The sequence below is a fragment of the Pseudanabaena sp. PCC 7367 genome, from assembly GCF_000317065.1.
Taxonomy (GTDB): domain Bacteria; phylum Cyanobacteriota; class Cyanobacteriia; order Pseudanabaenales; family Pseudanabaenaceae; genus Thalassoporum; species Thalassoporum mexicanum.
The window spans coordinates 3573172-3590270 of the sequence record NC_019701.1 but is presented as its reverse complement, the minus strand read 5'-3'; the positions used below and the strand labels follow the sequence as shown (position 1 = coordinate 3590270).

10 protein-coding genes are annotated in these 17099 nt (G+C 47.5%); 5 read left to right on the top strand and 5 right to left on the bottom strand.

The annotated features are described in order from the left end of the window. Positions 1-76: 76 nt before the first annotated feature. Together PSE7367_RS14220 and PSE7367_RS14215 are read left to right on the top strand one after the other, a co-directional pair. Positions 77-925 carry a hypothetical protein gene (locus PSE7367_RS14220; RefSeq protein ID WP_015166054.1) on the top strand — a complete coding sequence of 283 codons (849 nt, stop codon included), beginning with the start codon at positions 77-79 and terminating at the stop codon, positions 923-925. 209 nt (positions 926-1134) lie between these two features. After that, positions 1135-1959: a universal stress protein gene (locus tag PSE7367_RS14215; protein WP_015166053.1), complete on the top strand. Its 825-nt coding sequence runs from the start codon at positions 1135-1137 to the stop codon at positions 1957-1959. A gap of 63 nt (positions 1960-2022) precedes the next feature. On the opposite strand, the gene PSE7367_RS14210 is transcribed toward PSE7367_RS14215, so the two are convergent. From PSE7367_RS14210 to PSE7367_RS14195, 4 genes are all read right to left on the bottom strand, one after another. Beyond that, the gene (locus tag PSE7367_RS14210) at positions 2023-3744 is read right to left on the bottom strand and encodes an NAD(P)/FAD-dependent oxidoreductase (protein WP_015166052.1); all 1722 of its coding nucleotides are present in this window, start codon (positions 3742-3744) and stop codon (positions 2023-2025) included. 42 nt (positions 3745-3786) lie between these two features. Continuing rightward, positions 3787-6240: a phenylalanine--tRNA ligase subunit beta gene (gene pheT, locus PSE7367_RS14205; RefSeq protein WP_015166051.1), complete on the bottom strand. Its 2454-nt coding sequence runs from the start codon at positions 6238-6240 to the stop codon at positions 3787-3789. A 176-nt stretch (positions 6241-6416) separates the two neighbouring features. Then, a complete protein-coding gene (locus PSE7367_RS14200) occupies positions 6417-7274 on the bottom strand; it encodes a tetratricopeptide repeat protein (protein ID WP_015166050.1) in 858 nt (285 codons plus the stop codon). 168 nt (positions 7275-7442) lie between these two features. Continuing rightward, on the bottom strand, positions 7443-8495 hold the full coding sequence (locus PSE7367_RS14195) for a hypothetical protein (RefSeq protein ID WP_015166049.1): 1053 nt from the start codon (positions 8493-8495) through the stop codon (positions 7443-7445). Positions 8496-9057: 562 nt separating this feature from the next. Between PSE7367_RS14195 and PSE7367_RS14190 the strand changes: the two genes are divergently transcribed. The 3 genes from PSE7367_RS14190 (at position 9058) to gltB (ending at position 16097) form a co-directional block, all read left to right on the top strand. After that, positions 9058-10551, top strand: coding sequence for an AAA family ATPase (locus PSE7367_RS14190; RefSeq protein WP_015166048.1), 1494 nt, complete (start codon positions 9058-9060; stop codon positions 10549-10551). 1 nt (position 10552) lies between these two features. After that, on the top strand, positions 10553-10705 hold the full coding sequence (locus PSE7367_RS22115) for a hypothetical protein (RefSeq protein ID WP_015166047.1): 153 nt from the start codon (positions 10553-10555) through the stop codon (positions 10703-10705). A 787-nt stretch (positions 10706-11492) separates the two neighbouring features. Next, positions 11493-16097, top strand: a complete 4605-nt coding sequence (gene gltB, locus PSE7367_RS14185; protein ID WP_015166046.1) for a glutamate synthase large subunit — start codon at positions 11493-11495, stop codon at positions 16095-16097. 498 nt (positions 16098-16595) lie between these two features. On the opposite strand, the gene PSE7367_RS14180 is transcribed toward gltB, so the two are convergent. Continuing rightward, positions 16596-17078, bottom strand: coding sequence for a hypothetical protein (locus PSE7367_RS14180; protein WP_015166045.1), 483 nt, complete (start codon positions 17076-17078; stop codon positions 16596-16598). Positions 17079-17099 lie beyond the last annotated feature (21 nt).

Here is a 17099-nt window from a genome sequence, read left to right as displayed (position 1 = left end):
AATTTATTAGCTTTACTGCATATTTAAGTTCTATCAATGCAATTATTAAGAAGTCATTGCCCTACCAAAAACTGTAATGAAACGCCAAAATCCAGTTGAGCAATTATTCTCTGACCCAACGAAAAACTTTGTTTTCTTCCTTTTTCTCAGTGCTTTTCTGCTCCCGCTGATCTCAGACGGCTTTTCTAAGTTGGTTTGGGATGATTTTTTCCTATGGCTGAAGACTAATCAAGGTGTTAAGGAGTTATGGCTAATTAAGCTGGCCTTAGCTGTGGCCATGCTGGTGCTTTTTTCCCTATTGGTATATGCGACAAGCTTTGCCCGATGGTTAACACAAACTGCAAATCAGGTATTTAATCTATCACCTGAAGTTCCTACCAAATTAGAAGTAGAGAAATTATTAGAAACCTCACGAGGTTTAATTGTGGTAATGAGCCGCAAGAATTCCAAGATTCCAGAACCAGCAGCGGAAGTAGCAATCAAGCACCATCTGCAAGGTAATAAATTAGAACATTGTTGGATAATTTGCACTAATGATTCCTTTGAATATGCTGGTGAAATGTTAAAAAAGCTGGAAGGTGAACAACTACTGCAGTCGAGAAATATTCATTTTTACTATGGTGATAACTATAAGCCTTTAAAAGAGCAGGGCTTAAGTTTGTTGATTCCCAGCAACGAGAAGGATAATCCCAACCACATTAATAAAGTAGTAAATGCCATTTACCTTGATGCAAACGAAAAGGGTTTGGAAGAAACTGATTTGATCGCGGACTACACTGGCGGGACCAAATCAATGACTGCTGGAATGATTTTGGCCTGTGCATCACCCGATAGAAGATTGCAATATATTAGCCAATCCGATAAGAACCCCATTATGGAGATTCGACTTTCATATCGATTAAAGCAAATTAAAAATAAAAAGTAACCTGTATAGAGTCATGTAGATCGATCGAGGCAACACCGCACCAGCTCAATTTAACGAGCAAAGGTAAAAGACAGCGCCAAACCCAAGACAACCAATTGGATCTTTAAGTTTCGCTACTTTTTGTGAGCAAACACTCCCAATTGTTATTTACTCAAATAATAGAAAAAAAATTCAGCTCCAAGATTTAGGTTTGAATAGGGATAGATTCTATGTTTGAGAATATATTGGTGGCAGTCGATGGCTCTGGCCGATCGCGCGAAATGATCAACATGATGTTGGCAATGCCCAGCTTGAGCCGATCGCAAATCACCATTTTGCATATTATTCCAGTGGGTGCTAGCTCCGAAGGTTTAACCGAATATCGACTGGCGGGGGAACGCATTCTGGAAAAAGAAACAGCCAGTTTGAAATTGAGTGACAATCAACAAGTTACTTCTTTGCTAAAAGAAGGTGATCCCAAATCAGTGGTTTGCAAAGTGGCCGAAGAGCTAAAACCAGATTTTTTGGTCATGGGTTCGCGGGGCTTGGGGCGAATTCAGGCGATCTTGGCCAACTCTGTGAGCCAGTATGTATTTCAGCTTACCGAAGTGCCAATGTTGCTGGTGAAGGATGATGTCTATATCCGCAGCATTCGCAATGTGATGGTGGCACTCGATGGTTCAGAGAAGTGTTTGGATCTTGCGATCGCATTGATGAGTGGTTACAAAGATGGTGAAATTTCCTTACTGCGGATTGGCAAAAAACGCGATAGCGGTGAGATGGCCAATGATGAAGTGATGGAAAGCGCGATCGCTAAGGTCAAGCGGAGTAATATCCCCTATCGGGTCTACATGCGTTCTGGCGATCAGGGCAAGGAAATTTGCAAAGCTGCGGAAGAAAGCAATGCAACTTTACTACTATTGGGATCGCACGATCGTCGTCCCAACGTTGCTAGGGGCTTGCCAGATCTCGATCTGTTATTGGGTAAATCCGTATCCGATTATGTACGGGTAAAGGCCACTTGCCCAGTATTTTTGCTGCGTATTCCTGGTTAGGTTTAGTGGCGAGGGCAATACCGATCGCCAAATTATCCAGGTGACCTTGGCATAGTTTGCTGATCACAAATTATAGTCCCGCCGCCACATAAACCAACGCTCTAGCCACCGGCGTTTTCTAACCTGCCGTTGTAGCTGTTGCTTTTCTAGTTGTTCAACCGCGATCGCAAGCAGGTTTAGACCATTTAGGCCAGGATTGCTACGATCGCCTAGATTGCTATGCTGCTGTGGCACAGTTTGCCGCAGGGTGGCTAGTTGCTTGAGGCCAATTTTTTTAGTCATGGCGATCGCAATTGCTGAAATTGCCGCCATCGCATTGCTACCCAAGCCATGCACCCCCACAATTTGTCCATTACCACGGCAGAGAATTTTTAAGTAACCCTGCGGTGGTAGTGGCGATCGCAAAACATCTAAATCCTGACCATAGGTGAGGCGAGCAGCGATCTCACTTAACCCCAGGCTAGCGATCGCTGGTTGGGTTGCGCTTGTTTGTAAGCTTGGCTGGGGATTTAATCTGGCAGTAGGTAAAAATAAGGTGTTTTGCAAAATCAGATCGATATCAGCATGGGAGCGGCAGCCATAAATACGGCGATTGCTGGTCTGGCATTTGGAATTTAAGGCAAGGCCAAAGCTGCCATTATTCACATCAAGATTTGTTTTCACTACTGCCTTTTCTAGGCCAAGGTTAGCTGGCAATCGATTAATTGCATTATTTAAATTAGGAATTAGCAGATGCAGATCGGTAAAGGTGCGATCGCCTGCCCAGATCTTTATACCTGTTTTTTCCTGTAGCACTGAGGTTTGCTCCGATTGAAGGACATTGCGATCTAATGTGGGGCGATCGCTTGCATCTTTGCTAGATACTTCATTTACTTCACGATCCAACGGGATTGAGGTAATCGGAGTAATTGGAGCAACCGCAGTAACGCGATGGCTGGTGTAAATGGCGATCGGTTGTGCTTGTTTATTGGGGCGATCGGGGGCAGGATTTTGCGGAGGATAGCTTGAGCTTAATTTTAAATGGGCTGTTTCTAGCTGAGCCTGGAGCAATCGCGCCACTTCCACATCAGTTTGGGTGGTGATTTGTTTTTTACCAGGTTTTTGATCCTGTGAGTTATGGCTAGTAAATAAATTAGCCCGATCGCCCAGGATGTGAGTTTCTGGCACTAGCATTGTTGTCTGACAACCCAGCCTAGATAGGGCTTGCGCCAGGGTGCAACTTTGGGCATCACCACCAATTAAGGCAATCGATTCTGGCAATTCTGGTAGCTGCCACAGCCGATCGCAGTTTAGATAGTTCACCCGTTCCAGCCCCACAATTTTGTGCATTGGTGGTGTGGGAGTCCAGGCGATCGCAAAGTTGCGGGATTTGATCAGGCGTTGGTTACCGTAGTTAGGTAACTCCTCGGTCTCAGAGGTGGGGATCGACGGCGAATGGTTGGACTTTGATTGAGCAGTAGTTACAAGTAAAGTCTGGCGATCGTAAAATTTGCCATCACCTAAAACCACATCTACGCCTTGAATTTGCAGGGCTTCAAGTTGCTCTTTGGGGTTGGCATGGCGGTTAAAGTAATCGCGCAGATCTGACCAATGGGGCAATGGTTGGGGAAATTGCAGAACTTGCGCCCCAACCTGAGCAGCACGAGCCGAAGCAATTAATTGCCAATTGGTCACCAGGGCAACCCTAGCACCATACTTTGCGGCACGACTAGCTAAGGCATAGGTGTGATTTGCGCCCAACCCATCAATCCCGCCGATCACCACCAGGTCATATTCGATCGCCATATGTTAGCCGCCTAGCTAAAGTTTTAAATTCTAACTACACATCTAACTACGCAAACTGACGCTGAATTTTTCCTCCAGATTGTCGCGTACCTGTTGATGTACCTTATTTACGTCCTCATCGGTAAGGGTGCGATCGCTGGCGCGATAAACTAGCCGGAAAGCTAAGCTACGTTGCCCTTCTGGCACACCCTTGCCAATATATTGATCGAATAAATCAACTGATTCTAGTAATGCGCCGCCACTGCGTTTAATCGATCGCTGCAACTCCGCCACTGAAATACTATTAGCCGCAAAGAAGGCAATATCTCGATCGCTGCTGGGGTAGGTAGAATAGGTCTTAAAGATGGGGATTGCTAACTGTGCTACTGCTTCTAGTAGCGTAAATAAATCCAACTCAAATACATAGACCTGATCCGGTAGCTCGCGCTGTTGAATTAGCTCAGGATGGAGTTGGCCAAATACCCCCAGGCGATTGCCATCAATCCACAATGAGGCAGTGCGACCAGGATGCAACCGAGCATCAGCGCGATCGGGTTGATATTCCACCTCAACGCCAAGACGATGAAATACGGTTTCGAGCATTCCCTTGGCCTCATACCAATTAATTGGTTGGCTGCTCTTTTGCCATACGCCCACAGTAGGATCGCCACCTAAAATACCACCTAAATGAGTAGCTTCATTGCTGCCCTCTTCGTCAAGCCAAAACACACTGCCGATCTCATAGCCCCAGAGAGAGCCATTACCGTTGCTAATATTGCTGGCAAACGCATCGATCAAGCCTGCTAACAAATCCTTGCGCAGGGCACTAAACTCAGCAGCAGCGGGATTAGCCACCAATACTTGATTATCTTCGGTTGGGCTAGTCAACGACACATGCACCAACTCAGTGAGGCCAACTCCTTTGAGGATTTCGCGCAGTTGCCTAGTGAGCAAATAATCAAGGGATAGAAAACCTAACTCAGTGCGATCGGGTAGGGTTTCCACAAATTTATCGTAGCCATAGATGCGAGCTACCTCTTCGATTAGATCGATTTCCCGCTCAATGTCCGCATAGCGATAGGAAGGCACTTTCACTAACCACTTAATCGCGGCTGAACCTTGATCCAGATGCCGATCGCCATTGTTATTGGTGCTATGGGATTGCAATTCAAACCCAAGGGTAGCTAGAGTTTGCTCCACTGCCATTGCAGGCAAATCAGCTAGTTCCCCATCATCAGCTTCAATACTACCCAGAATTTCTTGCACCCGACTCAGGCGCAGCTCGATCGTGCGGGTCAGGGGAGCGCGATTGTCAACTACGCTTTGTTCAGTCAATTCACCGCCAGCAATTTCTAGAATTAATTGAATTGCGCGATCGCGGGCAGTTTCCAGGCCAGAGAAATTCACCCCCCGTTCAAACCGAGCCGATGCTTCAGTACGCAAGCCGTGGGCACGCGCCGATCGCCTGATCGTGGCAGAGTCAAACAAAGCCGCTTCCAGCATAATATCAACGGTTTGATCGCCAACCTCGGTGTCAGCCCCACCGATCAGACCAGCCAGAGCCACCGGGCGATCGCCGGAAGTAATTATAAAACTTTGATTCTGTAGATCGCGTTTCTGATCATCTAGGGTTTTGAGTTGTTCTTTCTCGCTAGCCCTGGCAAACCTGACCCCAATTTGCAGGTTTTCAGCCAATTTGTTGGCATCAAAAGCATGGAGCGGCTGCCCCCATTCCAGCATCACAAAGTTAGTAATGTCCACAATGTTACTGATCGGTCGCATTCCTGCCGCCACCAAGCGCTGTTTTAGCCAGGTGGGCGATTCAGCAATTTTAATCCCCTTAATCAAGCTGCCCGAATAGGCTGGACAACCTTTGGGTTCTTCGACGGAAACCCAATCGCCTTGCTTAGGTTCACCAGTCAGATTTGGTTCTGGTAACGACAATTTACCGCCAGAAAAAGCTGCCACTTCGCGGGCGATCCCCACCATACTCAGGGCATCGGCGCGATTGGCGGTTGAGGTCACATCTAAGATCACATCATCCAGTCCCAGCCAGGGGCGCACATCACTACCCAGCGCCGGGATATTTTCGTCAGCAAAGCTAAATTCATAAATGCCTTCAGAATCCTTGGTTAAGCCTAGCTCTGCCAGGGAACAGATCATCCCCGATGACTTCACCCCGCGTAGTTTGGCTGATTTAATCTTGAGATCGATCCGGGGCAAATAGGTGCCGATCGTGGCGACGGCGACATAAATACCAGCTCTGGCATTGGCAGCACCGCAGACAATTTCGAGCTTTTCAGCCGCTCCCACATCAACGCTACAAACCTGAAGCTTATCAGCGTTGGGATGGCGATCGGCAGTAATAATTTGGCCCAGCACCACGCCATCGGCCCAGGTGCGGCGATCTTCGATTCCTTCTACCTCAAAGCCCGACATAGTCAGTTTGTGGGCTAAATCTTCAGCGGTCAGATCGAACTCGATTAGTTCTTTTAGCCAGTTAATTGAAATATACATCTACAAATTTAGGAATCTGGTGGGAATTGATGGAGTGACTCGATTATGTCTCTTCCGCAGAAATACTAACAAAAATTGGGGTTGAAATAGCCTAGGCGCAACAATTGCTCAAAGGTTATACAATCTATAACTTTACTGCACCAAGTTGCCCTGATCCTAACAGATTAAATTTAAGCTCAGGTGGCAGAGAGAATTGCCTTAGCCAGTTGAATTTGCTCGGCGCTAAAACCTGCCTCGTCTAGATAATTTAAAAAGCCAGGATCGCCATAGCGGGCATCAATAATCAGTGCTTGGCGATAGGCTTCGATCGCCCGATCTCGATCGCCCTGATCGCCTTGACTCCAATAACAAACGGCTAAAGCTACAAATGGATGAGGGTTATAGGGCTCCAGGCTAGCGGCAGCTTTACCATAGGCGATCGCCCAATCATAGACCTGCTGACGTTGATAGGCGAGGCTGAGATTATAGTAAGCAATTTCATTATCTGGTTTGAGCATGGCTGCCCAACTGTGGCTGAGTACCGCATGGTTGAGATCGCCGCGTACCAGATAGACAATCCCCAGCGCATTAAATGCCTCAACCGATCGCGGATCGCGTTGAATTGCCTGCCACAGCGATCGCGCCGCATTGTCATGATCACCAGCCAGGTGCTGAGTCCAACCAAGTAAGACATGACCATTAATGTTAGTCGGGTCAAGCTGAGTTGATTGCTCAAGGTTGGCGATCGCTTGGTCAAATAGCCCCACCTGCCGATCGGCTAGTCCTTGCTGGCGCAGTAGACTGGCTTGATATTGATCCGCTGGGGTTATGTTTAAATTTGCGCTGATCGATTGATTTGGCGGCGGCAACAACCAGGGGGCGATCGCCTCGATCGGTTCGCTATTAATATTCTCAGTATTCAGGTTGCTAATTTCTGCCCCAAAAGCAGGCAAAAAAACAGGTCTAGCAAAAACTACTAGACCAGAGGCAACAATCGAACTAAGAACTAAATTTGCAGAAGCATTAAATAACTGATGCGGTAAGTTTTGGCGCACTGATCGCAAACTGATAGCAAGTTGGCAGCTAATTTTAATTGAGCTTTCTTGAGCTTTAATTAATTAGTATCTTATCAGCACGATTATTACTAAAATCTGGATTGGCTAACAATGGCTGAAAACTTGAGTGCCAAAGCTGCAATCGGGCAATGCTTTAAAACCATGAGGCTAGGACATATCACGCCAGGCCTTAGCCACCAGGCGATCGTCACTGAAAGTAGCATTCATGTTGCGGCTACCATCACGCCAGGTAATAATCACACCGCATAGATCTTTGTTAGGGCTAGCGCAATCACCGAACTTATGGTCAATCCCCAGGGGTTTACCTTCATCACCCAGAATGCTGGAAACCTGACGATAGGACATGCCCCGATCGAGACAGACATAGTTTTTGCGATTAACCCCAGGGCGGCCACAGCGATAGTCAGGCGAATCAAGGCTGTGATCGTAATGTTGATCGGCAAGTAGTGCTAGGTTCATGGTTGGCCCAGAAAGCTGCCCACTTAGCCAGAACAGCGCCGTGGCCAGAACCGCCAGCACCATAAAATCTTCAAACAGGGCTTTGGCCAGGTTACGACGGTGTCTACGCTTTTGCCATTGCACTTTGGCGGCAAACCAATCTTCCCAGGGATAGGTATCAACCCAATCGATCGCCTGGGTGAATTTGATGATCGCGGCATCTTTGGTATTAACCAATAAACGCTTGGGATCACGGATCGCTAGTTTGCTGTTGGTGTCAACGCTTTGCCGTAATTCAGAGCTAGTCAACCAACCACGCATCCGGCGCGTCAAGGAGCCACCTCTACCAGTACGGCGATTTACTTTGCTATTGGCGCGAGCACCAGAGCGGGCAAGTGATTCTTGAGAATCGGCACTTTTGACGATCGCTGCATCGTTCGTAACTGGTGGCTTGATGTAGGGCAACTCAAAGCTACCTTGCAGCGCAGGTGTTTGTTCGTCGGGGGCAAAAAATTCCAAACTAACCCGCTTTACACCAGCCAACTTGAGGCGTTGCATGAACGTTTCAAGATCGTGGGTAAATTGATTGGCGCGATCGCGTTCGGGACTGACCGTAATTAAGGTAAAGGAAAGAGACAGGGTCTTTTGTTCCAACCTTGTTTCAATTTGTTCTGGCGCAACCAGATCTATGTGGTCAGAAACAAAGCTGGTTAGAATATGGCCAAACTTTTGCCAAGCCTGCCGATCTTGTAGGTTTAACATTGCCTTCCTCATCTTTTTCTAGGTGCTCTCACCGCAACAGTCAACATACGATATATTTGCCGAAGTTTTGCTTAGCTTTTTGCTTCGCTTAAGTGATAGAATCCGGTATTTCTATACTTTTTCAATCGCTAGGCTAATTCAATTACTAGATGGCGATCGAATATCAAATTTAGATTCTTCGCCTTGATTTGGCTCAACTTGCTAAACTAGCAAACAGACCAACCATACTAAAGTACCGAACTAAAATACCGATTAATTGAGTAATTGCATGGTAGCGGTGGCACTCACTAAGTTATCTAGTTATTTATCTAGTTATCTAGTAATTATTAAGTGACTTAGCCAGCCTTGAACCGGTTGAATCTGTGCTCCCCATCTACGGAATCCTGATTCACTTGGTGTTTACAGGATGTTTAAAAGTAGAGTTAGCTAGCACTTGCCTATAGTTCCCAATATGGCAATAGAAATTAATTCAATCGCTATATTAGTTGAAACCTTTTAGGAATGACCGATTCAGCCTTACTCAATTGCAAAGTAATAATACCCAGAATCAATAAATAATTTCATGAGCTTTGAAGCAGATTTCAGTCTCACCCTCAGGGCGCGTTATCCATTAATTTATATCCCTTCGCCAGAAGAGGAGCGCGCCGAATTGGCGATCGCCAGGGTAGCGAGTATGCTGAGTCGGCCTACCTATGTGTGGGATTTTGTGGATGGGTATCAAGGAAATCCCAACGCGGCGGCAGTGGCAAAGCGCAACCCTTTGCAGGCGTTGGAATTTGTGGAAAAGACCCAGGCAGCAGCGGTATTTGTGTTGCGGGATTTCGATCGCTTTTTGGATGATGTGGCGATCGCGCGCAAGCTCAAAAATCTGGCACGACAGCTCAAGAGCCAACCTCAAAATCTAGTCATGCTCAGCAATCAGGTGAATATCCCGGACACGCTGGGCGAACTAATTACAATTCTGGAGTTTCCTTTGCCAGAATCGACTGAAATTAAAACTGAGCTTAAGCAGTTGCTGGCCGATACCAAAAGTGAGCTGGAACCCAGGGCGATCGATGATCTGGTCAGGGCTTGCCAGGGTCTATCACTAGAACGGATTCGACGGGTTTTGGCCAAGGCGATCGCCGCCAAAAATTGGATTAGCCCCGAAGATGTGGATTTGATCTTAGAAGAAAAACGCCAGAGTATTCGCCAAACCCAAATTTTAGATTTCTATCCTGCCACCGCCGAAATCAGTGACATTGGTGGCTTAGACAATCTCAAGGAATGGTTATTGCGACGGGGTGGTGCTTTTTCAGAACGGGCACGGCAATATGGCTTACCCCATCCTAAGGGCTTGCTCCTGGCCGGCATTCAAGGCACTGGTAAATCACTAACGGCTAAGGCGATTTCCCACCATTGGCATTTACCCCTATTGCGTCTGGATGTGGGGCGATTGTTTGGTGGCTTGGTGGGCGAGAGTGAATCACGCACCCGACAAATGATTCAGCTTGCAGAAGCATTAGCGCCTTGTGTCCTATGGATCGACGAGATCGACAAGGCTTTTTCGGGCGCAGATGGTCGCGGCGATTCGGGCACCACTGGTCGGGTGTTTGGGACTTTTTTAACCTGGATGGCAGAAAAAACTACGCCTGTTTTTATTGTGGCCACGGCCAATAATATTCGCCAATTGCCGCCAGAACTATTGCGCAAAGGTAGGTTTGATGAGGTGTTTTTTGTGGGGCTCCCCAACCAAACCGAGCGGCAACAAATTTTTGATGTGCATTTAAGTAAATATCGTGCCCATAACCTGCGGGTCTATGATACCGATCGCCTTGCCTATGAAACCCCAGATTTTTCTGGCGCAGAGATCGAACAGGCGATCATTGAGGCGATGCACATTGGCTTTAGTCAAAACCGCGATTTCACCACCGATGATGTGTTGCAAGCAGCTAGTCAGATCGTGCCGTTGGCTAAAACCGCACAACGGGAAATTGAATTACTTCAAGACTGGGCGGCTTCCGGCAAGGCCAGGTTAGCCTCGCGTCAAGGTTCTTTGGGGTTGGGGAATGGCTAAAATGGCTAATCAGTCTAGTGGAGCTAAAAAGTCTAAGCCAGCAAATAAACCAGATCAAAGACAGGCGGCTAAGCTGGAGTTCCGCGATCGGGTTTTAGCTCAGCTTGGTCTGGTGGCGACCGTTACAGCCAGGGCAATGTTTGGCGGTTATTGATGCTCTAAAATAATGCAAACATGCCACATTTGCTCAGTAAAATTCGCCAAAAACGCTAGATTCGGTACGGAATGTTGCTGTGGTTACAGGCAAACTATAATCATTGCTTATAATAATTGATGCGAGTAACACCTTACAGTGATTCTGTTGGCTTGTTGCCTAGCCTAAAAATATCTTGCAGAGCTTATTTGCCCTTAGAGCTTAACCAATTCTTGAGAATACTATCCTTGATAATACTTAAGCTCAAATTCAAAATGCGTTAGCACAATTGTTTTTATTACTGTTTTCATTACGGCAATTTATTTCAGATACTAAACTTGCTTAGCCATATTTTTAGTTCTAAGCATTGGATATTGGTAGCGATCGCTCAAGATTTAGACTCAAACTCTTGGCTTAATCAATAACTAGGTGTTAGTTTAGGATCTCTAGGGTTAATAAAATGCCCAGAGCCTTTTCAATTAGTACAATCAAGTGAACCGATCGCTAACTGGTCACTCCTGAAGTTAGTTAGAATTTAACTCCCAACATTATCTAAATTCTGAAGCGCTATGCAGATAATTTAATTTAGTCATGGTGATTTGCTCGTCTCTAGATTCTAGATCTAACTAGATATAAATGGATTCAGTTACACGTCTCAAAAGTTTTGGTTCAGTTGGATAGGGGTAGTTTGGGTCTTTATGAGCAGCAATAGTCTTAACTACTTTGAGACTTTAGGTTTTACTTAAGCTATGTAGGTTATACAGGTCGGAATTAATTAATTTAAGAATAAATAAGAACAAGAGGTCGCGTGGAAAAAAATCAGTCTGCCCAAAAATCAACCAGAATCCCAGGTCAGTCCTGGCTTGTGGAAGAGCGAGATGCTTGTGGTGTCGGTTTCTTGGCCAGCCAGCATGGTCATGCTAGTCACGACATCTTGGCAAAATCACTCAAGGCTTTGGCCTGTGTTGAGCACCGTGGTGCTTGCAGTGCCGATCGTGATTCTGGCGATGGGGCTGGCTTATTAACCGCGATCCCCTGGCAATTATTGCAAAAAGAAACGCCAGAGATCGACCCGGATACCACTGCGGTGGGTATGATGTTTTTGCCCCAGGAAAGCGATCGCCAGGCACAGGTAAGGCAGGTGGTTCAGCAAGTGGCCACAGCCGAAGGCTTGCAAGTGCAACGATGGCGCAGCGTACCAGTCAAACCAGAATTGCTGGGTAGCCAAGCCCGTGAAAACCAACCCCAGATCGAGCAGGTGATCTTCAGTGCTGCTCAGCTAAAAAGAGAAAATCCAGAGGCAGACCTGGATCGAGTTATTTATATTGTGCGCCGCCGAATCAAGCTGGAAATCGAGCGCCTCTATGCCGATTGGCACAAGGATTTTTACATTGTGTCCCTGTCCAATCGCACGATCGTATATAAGGGCATGGTGCGATCGGCGGTATTGGGTGAGTTTTACAGCGATTTGACTAACCCTGATTTTATTACTCCTTTTTCGATTTACCATCGTCGCTTCAGCACCAACACCATGCCCAAATGGCCATTGGCACAACCGATGCGCTATCTGGGGCACAACGGCGAAATCAATACCCTGCTGGGTAATGTGAACTGGTTCCATGCCCGTCAGGGCGATCTGACCCACCCCCACTGGGGCGATCGGATTGGCGATATTATGCCGGTGCTCAAGCCCAACGAGAGTGATTCGGCCAACCTGGATCATGTATTTGAACTGCTGGTAGAAACTGGCCGCAGTCCGCTGGAAGCATTGATGATCATGGTGCCGGAAGCCTACGAAAGTCAGCCGGATTTGAAAGACTATCCCGGCATCGTGGATTTCTATGAGTATTACAGCGGCCTGCAGGAAGCCTGGGATGGCCCTGCGTTGCTCGCCTTTAGTGATGGCATTACCGTAGGCGCTGCCCTCGATCGCAATGGTTTGCGTCCTGCCCGCTATTGCATCACCACCGATGGCATGGTGATTGTTAGCTCGGAGGCTGGCACTGTTGATGTGCCTGAGTCACAAATCATTGAAAAAGGTCGCCTTGGCCCCGGCCAATTGATCGCCGTTGATTTGAGTAAGAATGAAGTGCTCAAGAACTGGGATGTAAAGCAAAAGATCGCCCAGGCACGTCCCTATGGCGAGTGGTTGCAGCAACATCGCACCGAGCTAGCGGCGCAATCATTCCCAGCCCAGGCCAACCTGGATGAGCAAAAACTGCTTACCTATCAAACTGCCTTTGGCTACACGCTCGAAGATGTGGAAATGATCATCGAAGCGATGGCGCAAATGGGCAAAGAACCCACCTTCTGTATGGGTGATGATATTCCGCTGGCGGTGCTTTCCCAGAAACCGCATTTACTCTATAACTATTTCAAACAGCGCTTTGCCCAGGTCACCAACCCACCGATCGATCCTTTGCGAGAGGGCATGGTGATGTCGTTGGCGATGAACTTGGGTTCCCGTGGCAACATTCTGGAAGTGAAGCCAGAGTTTGCCCGTCAGCTTAAGATCAAAAGCCCAGTTTTGAATGAAGCCGAGTTAGACCAAATCCAGATGCTGGGCTTTAAGAGTGAAAAACTAGATATTGTGTTCCCAGTTATTGCTGGCCCCGATGGTCTCAAAGCCACATTGCTCGAACTATGCGATCGCGCGGTAGAACTGGTTAAAGCTGGTACTGAAATCTTGATTCTCTCCGATCGCAAGCTGGGTAAAGAATATGCCTTCTTGCCGCCATTGCTGGCCGTGGGTGCAGTGCATCATCGCCTGATCGATGCGGGGCTACGGATGAAGGCTTCGATCGTAGTAGAAACAGCCCAATGCTGGAGTACCCATCACTTTGCCTGCCTGCTGGGCTATGGTGCCAGTGCAATTTGCCCCTATCTGGCATTTGAAACCACACGGCAATGGTGGCAGAAGCCCAAGACCCAGATCCAGATGGAACAGGGTAAAATCAAGAACCTGTCGATTATTCAGGTACAGGAAAGCTACCGCAAGGCAGTGGAAGCAGGTTTACTCAAAATCCTGTCTAAGATGGGAATTTCTTTGCTATCTAGCTACAGCGGTGCCCAGATTTTTGAGGCGATCGGCATTGGCGGTGAAGTGATCGATCTCTGTTTTAAGGGCACCACCTCTCGCATTGGTGGCATGACCCTCAATAATATTGCCTGTGAAGTAATTAGCTTCCATCAGCGCGCTTTCCCCGAATTCCACGGCAGTAAGCTGGAGAATCTTGGCTTCATTCAATATCGCCCCAAGGGTGAATATCACATGAATAGCCCAGCGATGGCGAAAGCCTTACATAAAGCCGTCAAAGCTGATGGCAACTACGATCACTATGAAATCTATAAGCAACAGTTGCAGGGTCGTCCGGCAACGGCATTACGCGATCTACTAGATTTTGAGAGCGATCGCCCTAGTATTGCGATCGAGGAAGTGGAACCCGCCGCAGAGATCGTTAAGCGTTTTTGCACTGGCGCAATGTCGCTGGGGGCGCTGAGCCGAGAAGCCCATGAGGTGCTGGCGGTGGCGATGAATCGGCTGGGCGGCAAGTCCAACAGTGGCGAGGGTGGTGAAGATCCAGCAAGGTATAGTCCGATCGCTGACATTAATGCTGGTGCTTCGGCCACATTCCCCCACCTCAAAAATTTGCAACCCGGTGATACGGCTAATTCAGCGATCAAGCAGGTGGCTTCAGGGCGGTTTGGTGTAACACCTGCCTATCTGGTCAGTTCCAATCAATTGGAAATTAAAATTGCCCAGGGCGCAAAACCCGGTGAAGGTGGGCAGCTACCAGGCCCCAAGGTGAGCAATTACATTGCCATGCTGCGTAATTCTAAGGCTGGTGTACCATTAATTTCACCGCCGCCCCACCATGACATCTATTCGATCGAAGACCTGGCGCAATTGATTTTTGACCTGCATCAGATCAATACCAGAGCCAAAGTTTCAGTCAAGCTAGTGGCAGAAATTGGCATCGGTACGATCGCCGCTGGGGTGGCCAAGGCCAATGCTGATATTATTCAAATTTCTGGTCATGATGGTGGCACCGGCGCATCACCACTCAGCTCGATTAAACATGCGGGTAGTCCCTGGGAATTGGGTCTGGCCGAAGTGCATACGGTGTTGATGGAAAACAGACTCCGCGATCGGGTCTTACTGCGCGTAGATGGCGGCTTCAAAACTGGCTGGGATGTGATGATCGCAGCGTTGCTAGGTGGCGAAGAATATGGCTTTGGCACGGTAGCAATGATCGCCGAAGGTTGCATTATGGCGCGGGTCTGCCATACGAATAGATGTCCGGTGGGTGTAACTTCCCAACTGGAACAATTCCGCAAGCGCTTCCCTGGTGCCCCCGACAATGTGGTTAAGTTCATGCTGTTTGTGGCCGAAGAGGTACGATCGCTGTTGGCCAAGTTGGGCTATCGATCGCTGAAGGAGGTGATTGGCCGTTCTGATTTACTGATCCAGCGCCAGGATATTGAACTCACCAAGCCAGAATCGGTGGATCTAACTTGCCTGATTGATTTACCCGATGCCAAAACTAATCGCTCCTGGCTAGAACACGGAGCCAAGCCCCACAGCAATGGCCCAGTGTTAGATGATCAAATTCTGGCCGATGCTGAGATCAAAGCAGCGATCGCAAATCAAACTGATCTGAGCAAAGCCTATCCAATCGTAAACACCGATCGCACGGTTGGAGCCAGGGTAGCCGGGGCGATCGCCGAAACCTATGGCAACAGCGGCCTGGCCAGTCAGCTTAATTTGGAATTCACTGGCAGTGCGGGGCAAAGCTTTGGTGCATTTAATTTACCGGGCATGAATTTAAATCTAACTGGCGAGGCAAATGACTATGTTGGTAAGGGAATGCGTGGTGGTGAGATCGCCATTAAACCCCAGGCCGATCGTGCCTATGATCCAGCTAAAAACGTAATCATTGGTAATACCTGTCTCTATGGTGCAACCGGTGGTTTCCTGGCGGCCAGTGGCCTGGCGGGTGAACGGTTTGGCGTGCGTAACTCTGGCGCGAAGGCAGTAGTTGAAGGCACTGGCGATCACTGCTGTGAATATATGACCGGTGGGGTGATTGTGGTACTGGGCACAACTGGCCGCAACATTGGCGCAGGCATGACCGGTGGAATTGCCTACTTCTTAGATCAAGATGGCAGATTGCTAGAGCGCATGAGTGGTGAGACATTAGCTAAGCAGCGGGTCACGACGGTGGCGGGTGAACGACAGCTCAAAGATCTGATTCAAGCCCATTACGATCGCACCGACAGCGCCAAAGCCAAACTAATCCTTGACAGTTGGTCAGCATATTTGCCCAAATTCTGGCAGATTGTACCGCCTTCTGAACAGGATTCACCGGAAGCCAGCGATCAAGTTGAGGTGGCAACTGCTGTATATAGTTAGTAGCTAGCTAGGACAATCACCTAGATCACTTAGATCACCTTCAGAAAATAATAAATAACTAAAAGGGGCGGTGATCAAAAAATCAACTCCCCCCTTTTCTATATCAAAATCTGAATTAACTTAAATTCAATTCGATCGATCCTTAAACCTTAAATCCCATAACTTATCGTTGCTTGCGATCCGATGACGGATTTTTGCTTAGTTAGAGATCTACTCGTCAACCACAAAAATTATGATGATTGCTGATTTAATCGAGCAGTTACTCTGTCTAGATTGCGAGCCTCATATTTAAATTGGTCGGGTACTACTTGCATCGGCCAACAATCCAAGCATTGCATAATTCAGGGATGAAAACGCCGTCAACAAAAATCTCAAGCATATGGATAGAATCAGCTTGACCAATTGCATGATCGTTAAATCATCCCACCAATGTGCAACGCCACGATCCAGAAGCGATCGCAATCTAGTTCAATCAAACTAAATTTTAATAACTAAAGCTTAATAACAGCCCAACACCTCTAAATCATAGACATTACCAGTGGCCTCGATCCCACCCACAAATATATTGATTTGATAGGGGTCTTCATTGCGGCGAGGTGTGGCTACATCCGGCTGAGATGGCAATCGCACCTTTTCATTGTCACGATCGAGAAAAACCGTGCGATCGACAAACTTATCATCAGTATTGTCGCTGTATTTCAAATACATTTTGACATCATACTCGCCCCGATTCCTGGCCGTCATATTAGCAATGAAATAATTAAAATTAGCATCGCTGGATACGGCAAAGTCAGTATTCCAGTTATTATTCACAAAAATCAGGGTTCCTGGTGGACTTACCTCCTTGCTGACCTTGGTGCCAGAACCACCAATTACCTGCAAGGCACGACAGGAAGCAAGCACCGGCGCACTCAGCCCCATAACTATTCCTGCAATCACTCCCACCGTGGTTAAAATCTTAGTCAGTTTAGTGGTTAGCATGTTCTACCTCCCCGAAGCTAA